14 protein-coding genes and 1 pseudogene are annotated in these 19,245 nt (G+C 63.6%); 7 read left to right on the top strand and 8 right to left on the bottom strand.

Annotated features, from left to right (window positions below; all coding sequences use genetic code 11):
* The first annotated feature begins 99 nt into the window (after positions 1–99).
* Positions 100–2,400, top strand: a complete 2,301-nt coding sequence (gene metE, locus AT700_RS15480) for a 5-methyltetrahydropteroyltriglutamate--homocysteine S-methyltransferase (RefSeq protein WP_003139809.1) — start codon at positions 100–102, stop codon at positions 2,398–2,400.
* 61 nt (positions 2,401–2,461) lie between these two features.
* On the opposite strand, the gene AT700_RS15475 is transcribed toward metE, so the two are convergent.
* Together AT700_RS15475 and AT700_RS15470 are read right to left on the bottom strand one after the other, a co-directional pair.
* Complete coding sequence (locus tag AT700_RS15475) at positions 2,462–3,031, bottom strand: GNAT family N-acetyltransferase (RefSeq protein ID WP_003119171.1); 570 nt, start codon at positions 3,029–3,031, stop codon at positions 2,462–2,464.
* Between the two features lie 46 nt (positions 3,032–3,077).
* Entirely contained in the window at positions 3,078–3,374 is a 297-nt protein-coding gene (locus AT700_RS15470) for a hypothetical protein (protein WP_003102361.1), read from the bottom strand.
* A 371-nt stretch (positions 3,375–3,745) separates the two neighbouring features.
* Between AT700_RS15470 and AT700_RS30605 the strand changes: the two are divergent.
* The 6 genes and pseudogenes from AT700_RS30605 to AT700_RS15445 all read left to right on the top strand — a co-directional run.
* A pseudogene (locus AT700_RS30605) lies at positions 3,746–4,465 on the top strand (PAS domain-containing protein); the annotation flags it as partial.
* Positions 4,466–5,041 (top strand): methyl-accepting chemotaxis protein, encoded by a 576-nt coding sequence (locus AT700_RS30600; protein WP_369810617.1) that lies wholly within the window; start codon positions 4,466–4,468, stop codon positions 5,039–5,041.
* Between the two features lie 169 nt (positions 5,042–5,210).
* Positions 5,211–5,723, top strand: a complete 513-nt coding sequence (locus tag AT700_RS15460; protein WP_003088271.1) for a (2Fe-2S)-binding protein — start codon at positions 5,211–5,213, stop codon at positions 5,721–5,723.
* Positions 5,720–6,709 (top strand): FAD binding domain-containing protein, encoded by a 990-nt coding sequence (locus tag AT700_RS15455; protein ID WP_003102358.1) that lies wholly within the window; start codon positions 5,720–5,722, stop codon positions 6,707–6,709. Before AT700_RS15460 ends, AT700_RS15455 begins: the two co-directional genes overlap by 4 nt.
* Positions 6,706–8,910, top strand: a complete 2,205-nt coding sequence (locus AT700_RS15450; RefSeq protein ID WP_048521134.1) for a xanthine dehydrogenase family protein molybdopterin-binding subunit — start codon at positions 6,706–6,708, stop codon at positions 8,908–8,910. The genes AT700_RS15455 and AT700_RS15450 overlap by 4 nt, the downstream gene beginning before the upstream one ends.
* Positions 8,911–9,403: 493 nt before the next feature.
* Complete coding sequence (locus AT700_RS15445) at positions 9,404–9,784, top strand: DUF4354 family protein (protein WP_003111130.1); 381 nt, start codon at positions 9,404–9,406, stop codon at positions 9,782–9,784.
* Positions 9,785–10,673: 889 nt separating this feature from the next.
* On the opposite strand, the gene AT700_RS15440 is transcribed toward AT700_RS15445, so the two are convergent.
* From AT700_RS15440 to AT700_RS15425, 6 genes are all read right to left on the bottom strand, one after another.
* Positions 10,674–12,827 (bottom strand): AAA family ATPase, encoded by a 2,154-nt coding sequence (locus AT700_RS15440; protein ID WP_048521133.1) that lies wholly within the window; start codon positions 12,825–12,827, stop codon positions 10,674–10,676.
* A gap of 240 nt (positions 12,828–13,067) precedes the next feature.
* Entirely contained in the window at positions 13,068–13,844 is a 777-nt protein-coding gene (locus AT700_RS29575; RefSeq protein WP_003139802.1) for a hypothetical protein, read from the bottom strand.
* Between the two features lie 444 nt (positions 13,845–14,288).
* Complete coding sequence (locus tag AT700_RS15435) at positions 14,289–15,428, bottom strand: catalase family protein (RefSeq protein ID WP_003088286.1); 1,140 nt, start codon at positions 15,426–15,428, stop codon at positions 14,289–14,291.
* A gap of 178 nt (positions 15,429–15,606) precedes the next feature.
* Positions 15,607–17,502, bottom strand: a complete 1,896-nt coding sequence (locus AT700_RS15430; protein WP_048521132.1) for a di-heme-cytochrome C peroxidase — start codon at positions 17,500–17,502, stop codon at positions 15,607–15,609.
* Positions 17,503–17,812: 310 nt separating this feature from the next.
* Positions 17,813–17,947, bottom strand: a complete 135-nt coding sequence (locus AT700_RS30445) for a hypothetical protein (RefSeq protein ID WP_003088290.1) — start codon at positions 17,945–17,947, stop codon at positions 17,813–17,815.
* A gap of 157 nt (positions 17,948–18,104) precedes the next feature.
* Positions 18,105–19,202, bottom strand: a complete 1,098-nt coding sequence (locus AT700_RS15425; protein WP_048521131.1) for a GNAT family N-acetyltransferase/peptidase C39 family protein — start codon at positions 19,200–19,202, stop codon at positions 18,105–18,107.
* Between the last annotated feature and the right edge of the window lie 43 nt (positions 19,203–19,245).

The following is a 19,245-nucleotide window of genomic DNA, read 5'->3' as shown; positions in this document are numbered from 1 at the left end:
ATGAGGGAAACTTGATTTCATCACGAAGAAATTGAGTTTGTCTCATGGCATGAGCCTCACGAGAATTCCTCCATCGACCTTTCGACTGGAGGAACACCCATGGCCCTGGCCCACACTCTCGGCTTCCCACGCATCGGACGCGATCGCGAACTGAAAAAAGCCCAGGAAGCGTTCTGGAAGGGCGAGCTGGACGAGGCCGGCCTGCGGGCCGTCGGTCGGCAGCTGCGCGCTGCCCACTGGCAGGTACAGAAGGATGCCGGCATCCAGTTGCTGCCGGTCGGCGATTTCGCCTGGTATGACCAGGTGCTGACCCATTCGCTGACCTTCGGCGTGATCCCCGAGCGCTTCCGGGCGCACGGCGAGGCCGGGCCGACCCTGCATACCCTGTTCGGCATGGCCCGTGGCGTCAGCGACGACAGTTGTTGCGGCGGTGCCCATGCCCAGGAAATGACCAAGTGGTTCGACACCAACTATCACTACCTGGTCCCCGAGTTCAGCGCCGATCAGCAGTTCCAGCTGAGCTGGGAACAACTGTTCGAGGAGGTCGACGAGGCCAGGGCCCTCGGCCACCAGGTGAAGCCGGTACTGATCGGTCCGCTGACCTACCTGTGGCTGGGCAAGGCCAAGGGCGCCGAGTTCGACAGGCTCGACCTGCTGGACCGCCTGCTGCCGCTCTACGGCCAGATCTTGCGCCGCCTCGCCGGCCAGGGCGTGGAGTGGGTGCAGATCGACGAGCCGATCCTGGTCCTCGACCTGCCGCAGGCATGGAAGAACGCCTTCGAGCGCGCCTACAACCTGCTACAGAGCGAACCGCTGAAGAAGCTGGTCGCCACCTACTTCGGCGGCCTGGAAGACAACCTGGGCCTGGCCGCCAACCTCCCGGTGGACGGCCTGCACATCGACCTGGTGCGAGCGCCGGAACAGTATCCGAGCATCCTCGACCGCCTGCCGGCCTACAAGGTCGTCTCGCTGGGCCTGGTCAACGGACGCAACGTCTGGCGCTGCGACCTGGAGAAAGCCCTGGAAGTGGTGCGCCATGCCCGGGAGCGCCTGGGCGAGCGGCTGTGGGTCGCGCCGTCCTGCTCGCTGCTGCACAGCCCGGTGGACCTGGAGCGCGAAGACGGGCTGGACGCCGAGCTGAAGAGCTGGCTGGCCTTCGCCGTGCAGAAGTGCCGCGAAGTCGCGGTGCTGGCCCGTGCCGCCACTGAGCCGGAGGCCGCCGAGGTGCTTGCCGCCCTGGAAGAGAGCCGTGCGGTCCAGGCCAGCCGCGCTTCCTCGCCGCGAATCCACAAGCCGGCCGTGCAGGCGCGCCTGGCCGCGATCAAGGCCAGCGACGCCCAGCGCCGCTCGCCGTTCGCCGAACGCATCGCCAGGCAGCGCGCCGGACTCGACCTGCCGGCGTTCCCGACCACCACCATCGGCTCCTTCCCGCAGACCTCGTCGATCCGCCTGGCCCGCCAGTCGTTCAAGCAGGGCAAGCTGAGCGAGGCCGAGTACATCGAGGCGATGCACAGCGAGATCCGCCATGCGGTGCAGATCCAGGAGCAACTGGGGCTGGACGTGCTGGTGCACGGCGAGGCCGAGCGCAACGACATGGTCGAGTACTTCGCCGAGCAACTGGACGGCTACGTCTTCACCCGCTTCGGCTGGGTGCAGAGCTACGGCTCGCGCTGCGTGAAGCCGGCGGTGATCTATGGCGACCTGAGCCGTCCGCGGGCCATGACCGTGGAGTGGATCAGGTACGCCCAGAGCCTTACCGACAAGGTGATGAAGGGCATGCTGACCGGCCCGGTGACCATGCTGATGTGGTCCTTCCCGCGCGAGGACGTGTCTCGCGAGGTGCAGGCGCGCCAGTTGGCCCTGGCGATCCGCGACGAAGTGGTCGACCTGGAGGCCGCCGGTATCAGGATCGTGCAGATCGACGAGGCGGCTTTCCGCGAAGGCCTGCCGCTGCGCCGCAACGCCTGGCCGCACTATCTGGAGTGGGCCACCGAGGCCTTCCGCCTGTGCGCCTCCGGAGTCCGCGACGAAACCCAGATCCATACGCACATGTGCTACAGCGAGTTCAACGATGTGATCGAGTCCATCGCCGCCATGGACGCCGACGTGATCACCATCGAGACTTCGCGTTCGGACATGGAGCTGCTGGAGGCCTTCGAGCAGTTCGACTACCCGAACGAGATCGGTCCGGGCGTCTACGACATCCATTCGCCGCGCGTGCCGAGCCGGGAAGAGATCGTCGCGCTGCTGCGCAAGGCGGCCCGGCGGATACCTGCCGAGCGGCTCTGGGTCAACCCGGACTGCGGCCTGAAGACCCGCGCCTGGCCGGAAACCGAGGCGGCGCTGGTGAACATGGTCGCCGCCGCCCGCGAACTGCGTGGCGACCTCGCCCGCGGCTGAGCGGCGGGCCCGGTGAGCGCAACGGGACGCCTGGCGCCCCGTTGCGCATTTGCACGTCGGTTCAGCGCGGAGCGTCCACCAGCGCCCGTAGCACATGGTCTTCCCAGACCCCGGCGATCTTCAGGTAGGCGCGGGCGTAGCCTTCCTTCTCGAAGCCGAGGCTTTCCAGCAGGCGCTCGCTGCGTGCGTTGCGCGGCAGGTGGCTGGCCATGATCCGGTGCAGGCCGAGCTGCTCGAAGCAATACCGGTTGGCTACCCGCAGGGCTCGTGCCATCAGGCCGCGGCCCTGCGCCGCAGCGGCCAGGGAAAAGCCCAGGTGGCAGGCCTGGAATACCCCGCGGACGATGTTGGTGTAGCTGCAGCGCCCCAGCACCTCGCCGTCGTCGGGATCGAGCAACAGCAGGAGAAGCGCCTCGCCTTCGTCCATGCTCGCCACCTGTAGCAGGGTGCGGGCGCGGGCGTTGTCCACGGAAAAATACCCCGGGTCGCGCAGCGGCTCCCATGGCGCCAGGTGCTCGCGGTTGGCGTTCTCGTAGCGGCTGGTCCGGACGAAATCGTCGGGTTGCAGCGCGCGCAGGAGGAAGTCCGCGTCGCGATGCAGTATCGGCACCTGCCGCCGGTTGCCCGGCAAGACCCTCGGGTAGCCGGGCGGGAAGGGCGCCAGGGCAGACTTGAAGTCATTCATAGAACTTGCCCGCCAGCATCAGCTGCGCCGCGCGCCGCCAGGCATTCTCCGGCCTGGAATAGCCCGGCAGGCCGTCGCGGGAGTCCTCGCCCCAGGTCGCGGCGGCATCGAGGAAGCCACCGATGCTGCCGTTCTCCCAACCCAGCGGGCTGGGGCCGAACGGCTTCGGCGGGTTGGCGGCGGCAAGGCGGCGGTCTTCCTCCCAGTCCGCCGCCAGCGCGGCGAGGAAGTGCAGGAAACCCGCTTCGTCCTCGACCTGTTCGGCCAGCGCGTAGAGATCGGTTGCCATGTGCTTCCTCCTGGAAGTGGGTTTCGGGATACGACGGCGCGAGGTCGGAGCGCGGTCAGGCCGGGTGCAGCGATCATAGCGCGGACCGGCGCTGGCATGGCTCGCAGCCTGGCTGATGCGCGGGCGCGGGGCGATTGTCTGGGCGTACCAATGCCTGCCTCAACCAGAGCGTCTCGGTAGTCGGGCTGGCCGGCCTGGCGATCCTGGCATCGCGTGCCCCGCTGGGTCCCGCCCGCTAGGGGACGGACGGCGATGCGGGCACCGAGGAAAGTTGCCGGAGCCCGATCTACACTGGCGTTTAGCGGTAGGACGGCTATCTCCGGTTCTCCACTCCCTCGCGATGGACAGGCGCCATCAAGGAGTCGTGCGCGATGCTCTTCGGCAGAAAAAGCAGGGCGGTGGAAAGCGCCGCCAAGGATGAAGACTTGGCGTGGCGACTCGATGCCATCGGGCAGAACGTCGCCACCATCCGTTTCACTCCCGATGGCCAGATACTGTCCGCCAACCCGCTGTTCCTCGCGGCGGTCGGCTATTCGGCGGACGAACTGGTCGGCAAGCACCACCGGATCTTCTGCGACGAGGACTACCAGGCCTCCGCCGCCTACGTGCGCTTCTGGAAGGAACTGGCCAGCGGCACGCCCCAGCGCGGCGTGTTCAAGCGCCTGCGGCGCGATGGTACGCCGGTCTGGCTGGAGGCCACCTATTTCCCGGTGAAGAATGCCGAAGGGGCGGTCGTCGAGGTGCTGAAGATCGCCGCCGACGTGACCCGCAACCATTCCGAACTGCTCCTGCTCAACGCGATCAACGACGCCATACGCCAGTCCATGGCGGTCATCGAGTTCACCCCGGACGGCGAGATACTCGATGCCAACGAGAACTTCCTGCGTCTCTTCGGCTACAGCCTCAAGTCGCTCAAGGGCCAGCACCACCGCATGCTCTGCTTCGACGAGTTCTATCGGGAGAACCCGGATTTCTGGGCTCGGCTGCGGCACGGCGAATTCTCCCGCGGGCATTTCGAGCGCCGCAGCGCCGCCGGCGAGCGGGTACATATCGAAGCCACCTACAACCCGGTCAAGGACAGTTCGGGGCGGATAATCAAGGTCATCAAGTTCGCCATCGACGTTACCGAGCAGGTCAATCGCAACGAGGAGGTACGGCGCGCCGCCGAGCTGTCGTTCTCCACCGCGGAAGAGACCGCGCAGATTTCCACCCGCGGCATCGACTCCCTCGACCAGTCCGTCGCCCTGTCGGCCAAGACCCTGTCGATGGTCAACACCGCCGTCGGCCTGATTTCCCAGCTCACCCACCAGACCAAGGACATCGAGAACATCGTCACCACCATCCAGAGCGTCGCCGAACAGACCAACCTGCTGGCCCTCAACGCCGCCATCGAGGCGGCTCGCGCCGGCGACATGGGGCGCGGCTTCGCGGTGGTCGCCGACGAGGTGCGGCAACTGGCGGCGCGCACCAGCGGCGCCACGGTGGAGATCAAGAACGTGGTCACCGAGAACGTCAAGCTGACCCAGCAGATCAACCACAACATGCAGACCATCGAGTCCAGCGCCCAGGAGAACAACAACCAGATCACCACCGTGGCCGGCATCATGCAGGAGATCAGCAAGGGCGCCGAGCACGTGGCGCGGGTGGTGTCGAGCCTGTTCAAGTGACCTCGGCGCAGGGCTCCGGCGGCCGATAGCGGCGCAGGCGTCGAGCATCCGCCCGCCTTTGTGGCATGGCCATGGCCGTCATTTACTTTGAACATATCTTCGAGCCGTTCGGTCGGACCTGAAAAAGCGGCATCCGCCGCGCCGATGCACCGACCGTGAGGCTTGTACCATGACCAATCCGGAGCCGGCGGACCTGCCGATCAGCCTGCTGATCAATGGCCAGCGCCGAGAGTTGAGAGTACCCCCGTGGCTGACGCTGCTCGACCTGCTGCGCGAGCGGCTCGACCTAGTGGGCAGCAAGAAGGGCTGCGACCACGGCCAATGCGGCGCTTGCACGGTGTTGCGCAACGGTCGCCGGATCAACGCCTGCCTGACGCTGGCGGTGATGTGCGACGGCGATGCACTGACTACCATCGAAGGTCTGGCCGAGGGTGATCGCCTGCATCCCCTGCAACAGGCGTTCATCCGCCATGATGCCTTCCAGTGCGGCTACTGCACGCCCGGACAGATCTGTTCGGCCCTTGGCCTGGCGAGCGAGGGGCGGGCGCGCTCGCGGGCGGAGATCCGCGAGGGCATGAGCGGCAACCTGTGCCGCTGCGGCGCCTACGGCAATATCCTCGACGCTGTGGAAGACGCCTTGCCGCTGCTCGATCGCGACGGACAGGGAGGGCAGCGCGCATGACGCCCTTCGCCTATGCCAAGCCGGCCGACATCGAGCAGGCGCTGGGCCTCGCCGGCCCGGAGTCGCGCTACATCGCCGGTGGCACCAACCTGCTCGACCTGATGAAGGAAAACGTTGCCAGGCCCCGGCGACTCATCGACATCACCGGCCTCCCGCTGCGCGACATCCGCCGGACGCCCACCGGCGGCCTGCTGGTCGGAGCCCTGGTCAGCAACGCCGAACTGGCCTGGAATCCCGCCGTGGAGGCGGACTATCCCTTGCTAGCCCAGGCGATCCTCGCCGGCGCCTCGCCGCAGTTGCGCAACATGGCCAGCACCGGCGGCAACCTGTTGCAGCGTACCCGCTGCCAGTATTTCTACGACACCGGCACGCCATGCAACAAGCGCGAGCCGGGCAGCGGATGCCCCGCGCGCAGCGGGCTGAACCGCAACCATGCGATCCTCGGCGCCAGCGAACACTGCGTGGCGGTACATCCATCCGACCTGTGCGTGGCGCTGGCGGCGCTGGAGGCTCAGGTACTGGTGCGCGGCCGCGCTGGCGAGCGGCGGGTCGCTTTCGCCGACTTCCATCGCCTGCCGGCAGACACGCCCGAGCGCGACAACTGCCTGGCCGTCGACGAACTGGTCACCGCCATCGAGCTGCCAGCACCGCGCTTCGCCCGGCATTGCCACTACCTGAAGGTGCGCGACCGGGCCTCCTACGCCTTCGCCCTGGTCTCGGTGGCGGCGGCCCTGGAACCGGACGGCGAGCGCATTGGCGAACTGCGCCTGGCGCTCGGCGGCGTGGCCCACAAGCCATGGCGCGTCGCAGAGCTGGAGGAACGTTTCAGGGGCCACCCGGCGAACCGGGACAGCTATGTCCGCTTCGCCGAAGCGCTGCTGCGTGACGCCAGGCCGCTGGCCCACAACGCCTTCAAGATCGGATTGGCGCGCAACGCCATCGTTCGCGCACTGGAAGAAGCCCACTCGGGAGGGATCGGCCAATGAGCAGCCTGCCACACAGCACCGGGCAAGCCCTGGATCGCGTCGACGGGCCAGCCAAGGTCACCGGCCAGGCTCGCTACGCCGCCGAATATCCTGCCGCCGACCTGCTCCACGGCAGCGTGGTCAGCAGCGACGTCGCCCGCGGCCGGGTGCGCGGCATCGACTGTGCGGCGGCCCTGGCGGTACCCGGGGTGGCCGCGGTACTGCATCACCTGAACCGGCCGCCGATGGCGGGCGACGACGAGCCCTACAAGGACGCTGATGCCGCCGAAGGCGAACCCTTCCGCCCGCTGTTCGACGACCGCGTCCTGTACAGCGGCCAGCCCCTTGCCCTGGTCCTGGCACGGAGCCTGGAACTGGCCCGCTACGCGGGCTCGCTGCTGCGCATCGATATCGAGCCCGAGCCGCACCAGACCGACCTGCTGGCCGCCCTCGACCAGGCCCATGAGGCTCCCGCCCAACTGCCCGCCGAGCGCGGCGATTTCTACACCGCCTACCGCGCCGCGCCGATTCGGGTCGAGGCCAGCTACAGCACGCCGATCGAGCACCACAATCCCATGGAACCGCACGCGTCCACGGTCATCGTCCAGCCCGACGGCAGCCTGCTGGTGCACGACAAGACCCAGGGGACGCAGAACAGCCAGGCCTACCTGCAAAAGGTCTTCCGCCTGCCCGCCGACAAGGTAAGGGTCTGTGCCGCCTACGTCGGCGGCGCCTTCGGCTCCGGCCTGCGTCCGCAATACCAGTTGGCCCTGGCGGTGATGGCGGCGCTGCAACTGCGGCGGTCGGTGCGCGTAGTGCTGACCCGCCAGCAGATGTTCACCTTCGGCTACCGGCCGCGCACCCTGCAGCGCCTGCAACTGGGCGCCGATGCCGAGGGGCGCCTGCTTGCGCTGGGCCACCAGGCGACAGCGCAGACCTCGCGCTTCGAAGACTTCACCGAGCACGTGGTGGAGTGGAGCGGCATGCTCTATCGCTGCGAGAACCTTTCCCTGGCCTACCGTCTGGTGCCGCTGGACGTCTATACCCCGCTGGACATGCGCGCCCCCGGCGCGGCGCTGGGACTGATCGGGCTGGAATGCGCGATGGACGAACTGGCGGTGCGGCTCGGCATGGACCCCATCGCGCTGCGCCGGTTCAACTTCGCCGAGCGCAACGGCAACGAGGACAAGCCGTACTCCAGCAAGGCGCTGCTGGCCTGCTACGAGGAGGGCGCCCGGCGCTTCGGTTGGCAGGCCCGCGACCCACGGCCACGGAGCATGAGCGAAGGGCGCCAGTTGCTCGGCTGGGGCATGGCCGGTGGCGTCTGGGAGGCCATGCAGAGCAAGGCCAGCGCGAGGGCGCGGCTGGAGGCGGACGGCCTGCTGCGGGTGGCCAGCGCGACCACGGATATCGGCACCGGCACCTACACGGTGATGACCCAGATCGCCGCCGACGCCGCTGGCATGGCGCCGGAAGAGGTGCGCTTCCAGCTTGGCGACAGTGCGTTGCCCAAGGCTCCATTGCAGGGCGGCTCGTTCACCGTCTCGTCGGTCGGTTCCGCCGTCCGCCTGGCCTGCCTGCGCCTGCGCCAGGCCCTGGTCGCCCATGCCAGGGCCCGCCATCCGGAGCTGGCCGGCACCGCCGAAGAACGCTTCCGCATATGCCGTGGCCATCTGGAAGCGGGCGATACGCGATACGCCCTGGCCGACCTGCTGCAAGGGCTGCCGGAAGACGCGTTGCAGGTGGAGGTGGAAGCTGAACCCTCGGCGCGGCGCAAAGGCTACGCCACCGCGACCCATTCGGCGGTATTCGTCGAGGTGCGGATCGACGAAGCCCTCGGTACCCTGCGTGTGAGCCGGGTGGTCAGCGCGGTCGCGGCGGGGCGGGTGATCAACCCGAAGACCGCTCGCAGCCAGATACTCGGCGGGGTGGTCTGGGGCCTGGGCATGGCCTTGCAGGAGGAAACCCAGGTCGACCATGCGCTGGGCCGCTGCATGAACCACAACCTCGCCGAGTACCACATCCCGGTTAACGCCGATATTGGCGATATCGAGGTGATCTTCGTTGACGAACCCGACGATATCGTTAACGAACTGGGCTCCAAGGGCGTCGGCGAAATAGGCATCGTCGGCGTCGCCGCCGCAGTGGCGAATGCCGTGTACCACGCCACCGGCCGCCGCCTGCGCGACTTCCCGCTGACCGTCGACAAGTTGCTCGGCTGAGCCCGGCAGCCTGCGCAAGCGGCTTGGCGGCCACCTGCCGGGTCGCCGGGCTGGACTCTCCCCCAAGGGAAGATCGCAGGCCCCGCTCGCCACCCGCAACGGAGTCGAACACGACATGCCGCCGACAGCCTCGGTGGCGCCCTCGCCGAGCGCTACCGCGATGCCGGTCCAGGCGCACTTGTTGCATCGCGGCCACGCCGAAGCGGACCTGCCCGGCGCCCATTGGGCCATCGCCTGGGCCGAGCGTCCGGCCTGTGGTTGCAAGCGTTCGAGGACAGCCTGGCGGGCGCGAGGATCGTGTGGGTTGGAAGACCGGCGTTCCGCGTAGCGAGCGGTTTTCGCCTGGAAGCACGGTTGCGGGAAAAGTTCCGCTGGAAACCCTCCGACTTGCAGAACACGAGGCGCCCCGCATTCCTTGGCACTGCGCTTGATCGCGGCGAAAAGACCCACGGAAAATCACCGGGTCGTTCAGTCTTTGCCAAAGGAAATCAGTATGAAGAACGCAATGGCCCTGACCCTGGCCGGCCTGCTGGCCGCTCCTTCCCTCGGCTTCGCCGCCGCGCCGGACGCAGTGATGGTCTTCGCCCGCCAGGGCGACAAGGGCAGCGTATCCGTCGGCGACAAGCACTTCCGCACCCAGGCCTTCAAGGTCCGCCTGGTGAATGCGGCGAAGAGCGAGATCAGCCTGAAGAACAGCTGCCTGGTGGCGCAGTCCGCCGCCGGCCAGTCCTTCAGGCTGGATACCGTGGACGAGGAACTCACCGCCGAGACCCTCAAGCCGGGAGCCACCGTCGAAGGCGAGGCGATCTTCGCCTCCGAGGACGACGCGGTGTACGGCGCATCGCTGGTCAGGCTGAGCGACCGGTGCAAGTAGGCGGGTAGCCGTTGCGCAGCGAAAGCCGCAGGGCAGCCTCGGCGGCTTTCGGGTGCGAGGAAACGGCTTTCGAAGGTTTCGGCGCGAATCTGAAATCATTCAGGGCGCGTTTCCGGTGCTTCTGGTTGCCTGGGCTGGGGGCCGAATTCCAGATTCCAGATGCCCGGGGCTAGGGGAGGGTAGACATCGTTCCAGGCTGCGCCCGAGCGAGGCGCTCGACCCACAAGGCACGCCCGGCCCCCTCTCCCGCGTGCGGGAGAGGGTTGGGGTGAGGGCCAACACCACATTCCAAAAACCGATCCGCGACACTCAAGCCGCAGCTATTGCGGTTAGCAGCGGGGGAGGTTGTGGTTTTGCGGGTGGCAATAGGTGTGCCGTTCAGGTATGGGGAAGGGCTATGGCTTAGGGAGGGGCTGTATACGGCCAGAAGCAGTCATTCGATTTCCTGTCTATAGCGCGTTGGAAGCAAATCGAAAGGAACGCTGATTAGGTAGCGAAGAAGGTCTAGAAAAAGAAGTGCAGCTACCACCTAGGTACGTTCAATTACCGGCGCGGTAGGGAGCGCATGTGCATGCACACGGTTTCCCATTGCCCAAACCGGAAACGGTTGTACTGGCGAACCAAGACAACTTTCCCATGATCGGTCATGGCGTATTCTCCATCTGATCTCAGCGGGCCGCTGATAGCCTTTACACCCCACGTGCAAAGCGAGCAGATGAGTGCCAGGCAGGAAGGAGAGCCCTTGGGTGGTAGCTGCAGGCTAAATGCTATCAGTTGATGCCGAATATGGGAAGATCAGCCCTCGTGCAATTCCAGGTTATCCGGTCGTTCCCGGTAGAAGGAGCGAACACATACGCCTTGACGCAGCCATCCCAGAATACATGGCTAGCTATGCCATCATCTTGTCGAAGTGAGATTCGAAATTGGTTCTGATGAACACATCCTTAAACCGCGCGACGAAGATCTCCGGATCGATCTCGCCGAAGTCAGTTAGGTTAACCGAGTCAGCATGTGATTCACGGTTGATGTATCGGTAAAGCGCTCTGAACTCTGGATTCTCCTCGCTAAGATCAGTCAACGCCTGGCGCAGGCTTTGCGTCTGATGCACGAAGCTGAAGTAGTACTCCAAGATATTGCGCATCATGTTCGGGATCACGTTAGGGGAAGTTCGGCCTTGCAACGCGTCCTTGATGGTTTGCCAGAAGGCTTGGTAGTCGTTCTGGATTTCGCGCTCTTCCATGGTCACGACCGAGCTGTATTCGGACTTGGTGATCCGGAACATTGCCAAGGATCTTTCTCCGTCATCCTTCAAGAGCTTGACCATTTCGTGGAAGAAGAAAAGGTTGTGCGTCAGAATGATCACCTGTTTGAACCGGTCTCTCGGGATGAGCACCTGCCGCCTGATCAGCGACGCAATATCGTAGACATAGTTATGGGAGAGGCTCGATATTGGGTCATCGATGACGATGATGCGATCACGCTTGAGCGTCCCACTAGCTGTGTCCAGCTCGCCATTGCAGACCTCAAGGAAGTAGAGGAACGAGATCAGCGTTTTTTCGCCCTCACTTAGCGTTCTGAACACCCCTTCAGTCTGGCCAGGACGTTCAAGACGATATTGTGGCACCGGGCCCTCTTCTTTAATCAGCGCGAAGCCCTTCAGACCCAACACCCGCAACCAATTATTGATACTCTCGACCGACTGGTCGATGTTCCTGATGGCCGCCCTGGATTGGGCAATGATATCGCGTTGTGCCTGAATGCGATCCCGCAGAGACTGAACCTCATCCTTGGCGGCCTGGCGTTGGCGCCCCTGCTCCTTATCGACCTTTTCGAATGCCACGAAAGCCGCGTCGCACGAAGCTCTGTACCAGCTCCAGAAGCGTCGCTTGATGTCCTCCTCATGCTGCTTCCTGTTTTTTATCCTCGCATTGATAGCGTCGATTTTCAGTTGCTCAGCCGCGATCTCACTGTTCAACTCTGCGACCAATGTTGCAGTGGACTCCAACGTAATCGTAAGGGATGGACTGGCGAGCTTTGTAGCGAGGGATTGCAGGTTTTTCTGGAAGACAGCGTGAAGTCTGGTGACACGGAGCTTTATGGCTTGCAGCTGATATTCCGGAGCCTCGTACCGTCGCAGAAATTGATCCACCGCGTCTCGGTATTGGCTTTCGAATTGCTGCAGCAAATCAATGCGCTGCTGATAGGTTTTATCGAAGACTTTACGAATTTCAGTATAGAAATCCTGCGGCAAGGACTGCTGGCATAGTGGGCACTGGTCTTTTGCCTCGACCTCATAGCGCAGTGCCTGCTTGACCCAATCCGAATTTCCCAGTTGCTGAATGAACGCAGAAAGGTAGGAATCGCCTGACCCAGTGATGACTTCCTGCATGATCGGATCGGTTTCTAGCTTACCCGCCTGGAAGGTGATTGGCGCGATTCCGGGCAGCTCTTTATCACTGGCCTCGTTAAGTTCTGCCGCCTCGCTGAGTAGCCCCTGAGCGGTGTCAGAGGTTGCCACAAGCTGGACGCTTCGGACTGCATCAAGTAAACGCTCTTTGGTGTTGAGCGACCTGAAGCAGTAAGCCAAAGCGGTGTTATCGAAGCCACGCTTAGGCTTCCATACACTGTCCAGTAGCGCCTCATGAGCTTGCTGCTGAGCATTCTTGCAGTTAATGCCCTTCTCCATTTCAGTATCATGGGCGATCGTCAGCTCAGCGATTGCTTTCTCGGCCACTGCGAGGGCAGCTTCCGCCTCAATGTTGCCCTCATTGAGGGTGAAGACCCCTGGCTGGGATGCGGCTTCATGGAAATTTTTCTCCATGAATGCATGGTTGTAGACTAGGATCTCCCGGCCAACCTTTACTGGCTCCACGCCGCAAACGCTGTAGCAGGCCTCATCAGGGGCCTGAAGGAAGTTACTGATAGTGGTCTTGCCCGTCCCGTTATGGCCATAGAACAAACTCACGCGCTTAAGCGGGGCAATGGATACCGCTGAGTCTGGAGAGTAGCTGGAGACGTTGCGAAGCAGAATTTTTTCGATCATGCGGCAAAATCCTTGGCGTGAGCAGACCCAACTCAAAGATAAATGGAACATTTGTGATTGCGTAGTGATACTGTGCTGTCTGATCGGTCTCGCAGGATGCCTACCCTATGCGAAGGGCAGCTCCGGTTCGAACTCTAACCGTCATGACAGGCTGAGATCGACCCAAACCACCGATTGTGACAGGCAACAACCGGACAAAAGCAGACACTCAATCCATCAGCAAAAGTAGCGACAACTCAATTAATCTTCATCCAACCTCAGGTCAAACGCTATAGGAGCACTTCTGAGCACCTGACCTGGCCTTGGGCCAAAGCGTCTCGGTACTGTCTCTCGCTCCAATGATGCCGCCCAAATATCGCAAATTTTGGCTGAATCAATTTGCTGGCTGTTTTCGGCAATCGTGACAAATCTTTTTATCAATGCTGCGATTATTGCATACGAAAGGGATATAACGTGTGGAAGCACCCTGAAGCCGGCCTCAGAAAATCCATCATAGGCAATTTTGTTATTCCTGCCGAGCAGGTAGCTTTTGGTTATCGCGCTATATGTCCGATGTGTATACTTGCTGAGATCGCTATAAAGGTTGCTTAAATTTTTAGCTTTATCTTGGCATTCATACTTTTTTATAAATTCTCTAAAAACCTTATGTGGAATCACTTCGTTATTGTACCATTTGGCGAGATCTTTCCTTGCTTCATCACCAGCCAAATAAAAGTAGGCCGAAATATCCATTGTCTCGACCGCATCACGAAATAAGCGCGAGGCAATTCGGTGTCTCTTCTCCTCTGTTAATTTCAAGGCATCAATTAGCGCTTCTAAAGCATCTATCTGTATTAGCCAGATTGCTTTGTCGAGAGTTTTTTCATCTCGGTCAAAGTGCATATCTTTTTCTGCATAGTGAAGTTTTATTAGCGATAGAACCTTATAAGCCTCTCGGTGGAACTGCTCCTGCCCACCATACTCATAGGGTTCACTCCACGCTTCCTCTGTGTCTCTGTCCCAAACAAAACTTGGCATAAGTCTCGCCCATAACCTAAATTGTCATTGATACGGTATATTACAATCTCCATTGCGATGGTGTGTCGCATAATCTCCAGTGTCGATCCGTTAGACCTGTTTTTTTGGAGTCAGAACTGGGGGGAGGCTACTGTCATTGCGTCCTTTCCCTGTTTGGTCGTTTTGGAACATTCCGAAATTAGTCCGGATCGCTAGCAGTGGGCAAGAAAAAGCCATTGATATCGTAGACAGAATGGCAGAAATCTGAATGGCGACTGTCAGACAGCAAAGCAATTGGAGGTTGGCGCAGACGTTGAGGTGGACATGCGAGTACCGCAAACCTGCGGTTTTTTAGCTGCTGGGTGAATAGGTGAGAGACCGCTTCTGGCCGTTTTCTGCCAGTCCAGATTGGCGAAATCCATACCAATAAGAGCCTCCATACGCAGCTACCTTCCACCCAATCCCTCACCCATTCCTCCCCAACCTATACCCACTGACCGCCTCGTAAACCGCCTTCCGCAACCGGTTGATCCCGCCGATCGGCCGATGCTCCGGCAACGCGTGCCAGGGGTTGAACGAAAGGTTGTCACAGAACAGGTTCTGTTCCCGGCTATCGAAATCCTGAGCTGGCACAATGATGTCGGCTATGGTAGCGAAGGGCGCGTCCGACTCCTTCCATTCGACGCTGGTGTCTTCGATGGGCATGTACTTGGCCGGGTCCTGGCGCTGCACCTGGAAGGCGTAGCAGGCGGGGGTGCGGTCGATGGAGAGTTGCTGGTACAGGGCGGCGCGGAGGAAGTTGGGCAGGTCCTGGTTCTGCTTCGGTAGCTGGTAGGCCGGGCACTTCTCCGGGGCGGGGACGACGCGGAACTTGATGTTGTGTTCGCCCAGCTTGTACGGCGAGATGCCGTTGTAGCCGGCGTGCAGCGGGCTGTCCGGGGCGGGGGCGAGGGTGCGCAGGGCGATCAGCAGGTGGCGCAGTTCCCAACTGGCGGGGTTCCAGTTGGGGAAGAAGGCCAGGGCTTTCTTGCCGTCGGCCTGGGCGGCGAAGTTCTGCCGGTATTCGGCGATGTCGCGGATGAAGAACACCGGCTGGTTGAACATGACGAAGTCCTGCTCGCCGTCATGGCCGCGGCCGGGCAGGAGTTTTTCGCCGGGCACGTCGAGCAGCTTGATGGCCATGCCGCGCGCGTCGTTCTTGCTGTCGAACTGCGGGTAGGCGTTGCCATTGGAGAAGCGCACCCAGGCGTTCCAGCTCTTGCCCGCTTCGGCGAACACGCCGCGACGCAGGGTTGGGTCGAGGTCGGCGCGTACCTTGAATTCGGCCTTCACGCAGCCGTGGGCCTTGGCGTGGGCATCGCGCAGGACGCGGGTGTTGTCGCGGTGCTGTTCGACCACGCGGATGGCGTCCTGGATGATCGCCTGGGTGATGCGGGCTTCGTCCGGGGCGATCTGCTCTTCCGCGGACACCGGGCCGGAGAATTTCCAGGCGTAGTAGAGGCTGCCGATGGCCCAGCCGCCGAGGCCGACGGCCAGCAGCAGGAGGAGCAGGCGGCCGAGCCATTTGCCGAGGAACAGCCAGGCGTGGGTGAGGAGTGCGCGCATGGAGTGGGTGTCCTTGGTGGTGTGCGTTGGCTGTGGGCTTTTATTCTTCTTGGGCGGGGAGTGCGCCACGATTGCTTCTCCCCGTCCTCTGGCCAGGCGTCCCCCCTGAAGGGAGAGGGGCTGCTCGGGGTGGAGAGGGGCGGCGGCGCCATGCCTCGCGCTTCTCCATTTCCCAGGTTCAGCGTTGCGCGGTCCGTTGCTCCGGCGCCGGGCATTTCGGGCCGGGCGGCCAGGGTGGGGTCTGGGCCGGGACCAGGCGGCGCTCGAATTCGGGGTTGCCGAGCACCTTCAGGTATTCCACCAGCGCCCAGCGTTCTTCCGGGCTGAGGGCGCGGCCGATCACGCCGTTCTGCCGGCAGCCGTCGCGGAATTCGTGGCCGCTGTTGCGGTTGCCGGTGAGACGGGTGTCGAGGAGGAAGCCGCCGGGGAATTTCTCGGTGCGGAATCCAACGAATTTCGGATCGAATTCGAAGGTGCCGACGTAGAACTGCGGCGAGCGTTCGGCGGCCGGGGAGAGCAGTTGGAACAGGTTGGGCACCGAGCCGTTGTGCAGGAACGGCGGGGTCGCCCAGACGCCGTCCAGCGGGCGGGCCTTGTAGGCGCGCAGTTCCTGTACGCCGATCGGCAGGTCGAAGCCGTTCATGGTCTTCTGCTGTTCCGGCGGGATGCCGGCGTCCCGGTAGGCGCGCTGCTCGACGAAGGCGGTGATGTAGGCCAGGCCCTTGGCCGAGGACAGTTGCGAGAGGTCGAGTTGCTGCGGATCGGCGCCGATCAGTTGGACGTTCATCCGCGCCAGTTCGTCGACGCTCCAGCCGAGCTTGCGCAGGTCGTAGCGGTGGTCGGCGATGTTGTCGGCGGTGGTCGGATCGGTGCCGATCACCTCGGTCGGCACCATGTGCATGCGCCACTCGGGATTGCGTCCGGGGGCGGCGTATTCCGCCGGTTGCACCTTGGGCGCATGGCAGAAGGCGCAGTTGGCTTCGAACAGGGCGCGGCCCTGGGAGGCGCGTTGCAGGTCGATGCGGCCGAAGAGGTCTTCCGGCCAGGTCGGTGGTTTCAGTTGTTGCAGGGTTTCTTCCAGGGCGTGCAGGTCGTGCAGGCGTACGCTGGAGGCGTAGCGCTGCTCGCCCTGCAGCGGCTGGCCGTGCTCGTCGAAGATCTGCAGGCGCGCGCCGACGCCGAGGGCCTCGCCGATATTGCGCGCCATCGGCTGCATGGCCGAGCCGTTCCATTGCACCCAGTCGAATTTCCAGATGTCCCAGACCTGCGGATAGCTCACCGGGGCGTTGGCGACGCGGTAGTTGCCCGGGTCGATGGCATCGCCGAAGACGCTGTTGGCGATGCGCCCGAAGGCGTCGGTGCGGCCGGGGCCTTCCTCGGTGGGGTAGAGGTGGCGGCGGGTGTCGTTCCAGGCGGTGCGCAGGAGGGTGTCGAGTACGGCCTTGAAGTCGGCGCGCAGTTGCGACTTGTCCTGTTCGTAGCGTTCGCCGAGGACTTTCCTGGCGAAGCGGTTGAACTTGAACGGGTTGTAGTAGGTGGCGGCCATGCTCGCGCCGAGCGCCTGGCCGAAGGCGCCGCCGCGCAGGGTCGGCACGGTGGCGGCGATGGAGTGCATGGCGGCGCCGCCGTCGATGCGCAGCGACTTGCCCTGGTAGCGCAGTTCGCCGGTGTGGCAGGCGGCGCAGGTGATGTCCAGGTAGCGGGTGCCGGTCTTCTCGTCGCGGTGCTGGCTGAAGCCCACCGGCAGGTTGCCGGGGTTGAGGTCGCTGGCCTTCTGCTGCGGATCGACGAGGAAGCCGAAGCGGGCGAGGTATTCGGGGGCGGCGAAGGGTTCTTCGGAGAAGGGCAGTTCGAGGGCGGTGAACCAGTCGTAGTGCAGGCCCTTCACCAGGGTGCCCTGGGGCGTGTAGTAGAAGCGCTGGCGGGCCTCGTCCTGCCATTGCGGCAGGTAGCGTACCTCGCTCGGCGCCTGGTAGTGGGGCAGGTTGGGATTGGCGACGTAGTAGACCACCACCCCGACGACCGCCAGCACGATCACGCCGACAACCAGCAGAGCCTTTTTCACGGTGCGCATCAGGAACGTCCTTGTAGGCCTTTTTTGGGCACCGTTATGCCAAGGCGTTGGCATATTGGCAAGCTGCTATCAGCTTTTTTGACAAGGTTTTCTTGACAGCGAACGGGTGAAACGTTTGCGCAGGCCTCGCCTGGCGATGTTGGCGACGAAAGCTCGGTATTTCACCGGAGAAAGGCGGACGCCGGAGCGTTGTGGAACGGCAGGGCGAGGCGCCGGTGGCCTGCCGGTCAGAGACCGGAGAAGGCCAGCCAGGCGATGATTGCGGCGTAGAGCATCCAGGTGGGATCGGTACGGCGGTCGAGCAGGGCTTTCATTTCTTCGCCTCCGCGCTCCAGAAGCCCTGGGCGTTGCGGAAGGGCTGGCGGGCCAGTTGTTCCAGGCGGGTGATGCCGTCGGCGCGCATGGCATTGATCAGGGCCGAGAAGGATTTGGCGGAGTAGCTCATGGTGTCGTCTCCAGTTCCGTTCTGGTTATTCGGGGATCTGGCGACTATGTAAACATCGGCGTTGGCGAATGAAAAATGGATAGTCTCACTAGCCACTATCGATGGAATTGATTGATAGGCGAGAACATCTCCCCGCCGCAGGGCGGGGCGATGCGGATCATTCCGGGTTGAACAGGATCACCGCCGCGCGCAGCTTGCTGCGGCCGAAGCGGCTCATCTTGTCGAACTCGGCGTGGCTTACCGGGATGTGCTGGCAATCCAGCGGCTGGCGGTGCTGGCTGTGGTCGACGTCGGGATCGTGGAGGTAGACGAAGTCCTCGTCGTAGTGGGTGACCAGCACCCAGTGCGGGGCCTTGGAGCGGGTCAGGCGGTAGCTGCTGATCAGCACCAGCGGCTGGCCGCCCCTGGCCAGCTGACGCGGGATGTCGAGCCTGGCCGAGCGCTTCTGCTCGACGCCCGAGGCGTCCAGTTCCTCGCAGAAGTCCTCGTGGACCAGGCGCATCACTGCCTTCTTGTCTTCGTTGCGTACGCCGTCGAGGAACAGCGGGCCGCCGGCGGACAGTACCAGCTTGACCCGGAAGCCGCGCCGCCAGGCGGCCAGCGCCAGGCCCTGGGGGCTACAGCCGCCGTGCCCGGCGGTCATGTAGATGGTGGTCGCCTCGCGCCACAGGCGCAGTTCCTCGCTGCGGGTCAACTGGCGTTCCGGTTGCAGTGCGCCCATGGCCATCAGCAGGCAGGCCGGGCCGCAGGTGAAATCGGTGGTCTGCCGGTAGAAGGGCACGTGGCGGCGCTGGTCGTGGCCGGGGTTGCGGATGCGTTTCTCGAAGCGCAGCGCTTCGCTGTGGTCCTCGTAGTAGTCGCGCACGGTGGCGAAGGGACGGTAGCCGTTGCGCTCGTAGAGGGCGATGGCGCCACGGTTGTCCGGGCGCACTTCCAGGCGCATGTAGGCGCGGTCGTTGTCCCGCGCGGCCTGCTCGGCGGCTTCCAGCAGCTTCTGGCCGAGGCCGATGCCGCGGGCGCGCGGGTCGATGGCGATGGAGTAGAGGCGGGCCAGCGAGGTGCCTTCGTGGAACAGCACCAGGGCGTAGCCGAGCACGCCGCCGTCGCCCTCGGCTACCGTCAGGCTGGCGTGGGCGCGGGTGAGCATCCACTGGAAGTTGCGGCGGGACAGGCGATCGTAGTCGAAGCAGCGGTTTTCCAGCTCGACCAGGGCGGACAGGTCGTCCACACCGGCCGGGCGGAGGGTCAGGTTCATAGCGGTCTCCACGGCCGCGGGCGGGAACTTCCGCGCGGGCGTG

The sequence above is a fragment of the Pseudomonas aeruginosa genome, assembly GCF_001457615.1.
GTDB classification, from domain to species: Bacteria; Pseudomonadota; Gammaproteobacteria; order Pseudomonadales; family Pseudomonadaceae; genus Pseudomonas; species Pseudomonas aeruginosa.
This window is presented reverse-complemented; position numbering and strand designations above follow the sequence as displayed.

Bases quoted from the DNA above. Each gene is read 5' to 3' on its own strand.
- metE (WP_003139809.1), top strand. From the start codon at position 100: ATGGCCCTGGCCCACACTCTCGGCTTCCCACGCATCGGACGCGATCGC.
- AT700_RS15470 (WP_003102361.1), bottom strand. From the start codon at position 3,374: ATGGCAACCGATCTCTACGCGCTGGCCGAACAGGTCGAGGACGAAGCG.
- AT700_RS15460 (WP_003088271.1), top strand. From the start codon at position 5,211: ATGACCAATCCGGAGCCGGCGGACCTGCCGATCAGCCTGCTGATCAAT.
- AT700_RS15455 (WP_003102358.1), top strand. From the start codon at position 5,720: ATGACGCCCTTCGCCTATGCCAAGCCGGCCGACATCGAGCAGGCGCTG.
- AT700_RS15450 (WP_048521134.1), top strand. From the start codon at position 6,706: ATGAGCAGCCTGCCACACAGCACCGGGCAAGCCCTGGATCGCGTCGAC.
- AT700_RS15445 (WP_003111130.1), top strand. From the start codon at position 9,404: ATGAAGAACGCAATGGCCCTGACCCTGGCCGGCCTGCTGGCCGCTCCT.
- AT700_RS15440 (WP_048521133.1), bottom strand. From the start codon at position 12,827: ATGATCGAAAAAATTCTGCTTCGCAACGTCTCCAGCTACTCTCCAGAC.
- AT700_RS29575 (WP_003139802.1), bottom strand. From the start codon at position 13,844: ATGCCAAGTTTTGTTTGGGACAGAGACACAGAGGAAGCGTGGAGTGAA.
- AT700_RS15435 (WP_003088286.1), bottom strand. From the start codon at position 15,428: ATGCGCGCACTCCTCACCCACGCCTGGCTGTTCCTCGGCAAATGGCTC.
- AT700_RS15430 (WP_048521132.1), bottom strand. From the start codon at position 17,502: ATGCGCACCGTGAAAAAGGCTCTGCTGGTTGTCGGCGTGATCGTGCTG.
- AT700_RS30445 (WP_003088290.1), bottom strand. From the start codon at position 17,947: ATGAGCTACTCCGCCAAATCCTTCTCGGCCCTGATCAATGCCATGCGC.
- AT700_RS15425 (WP_048521131.1), bottom strand. From the start codon at position 19,202: ATGAACCTGACCCTCCGCCCGGCCGGTGTGGACGACCTGTCCGCCCTG.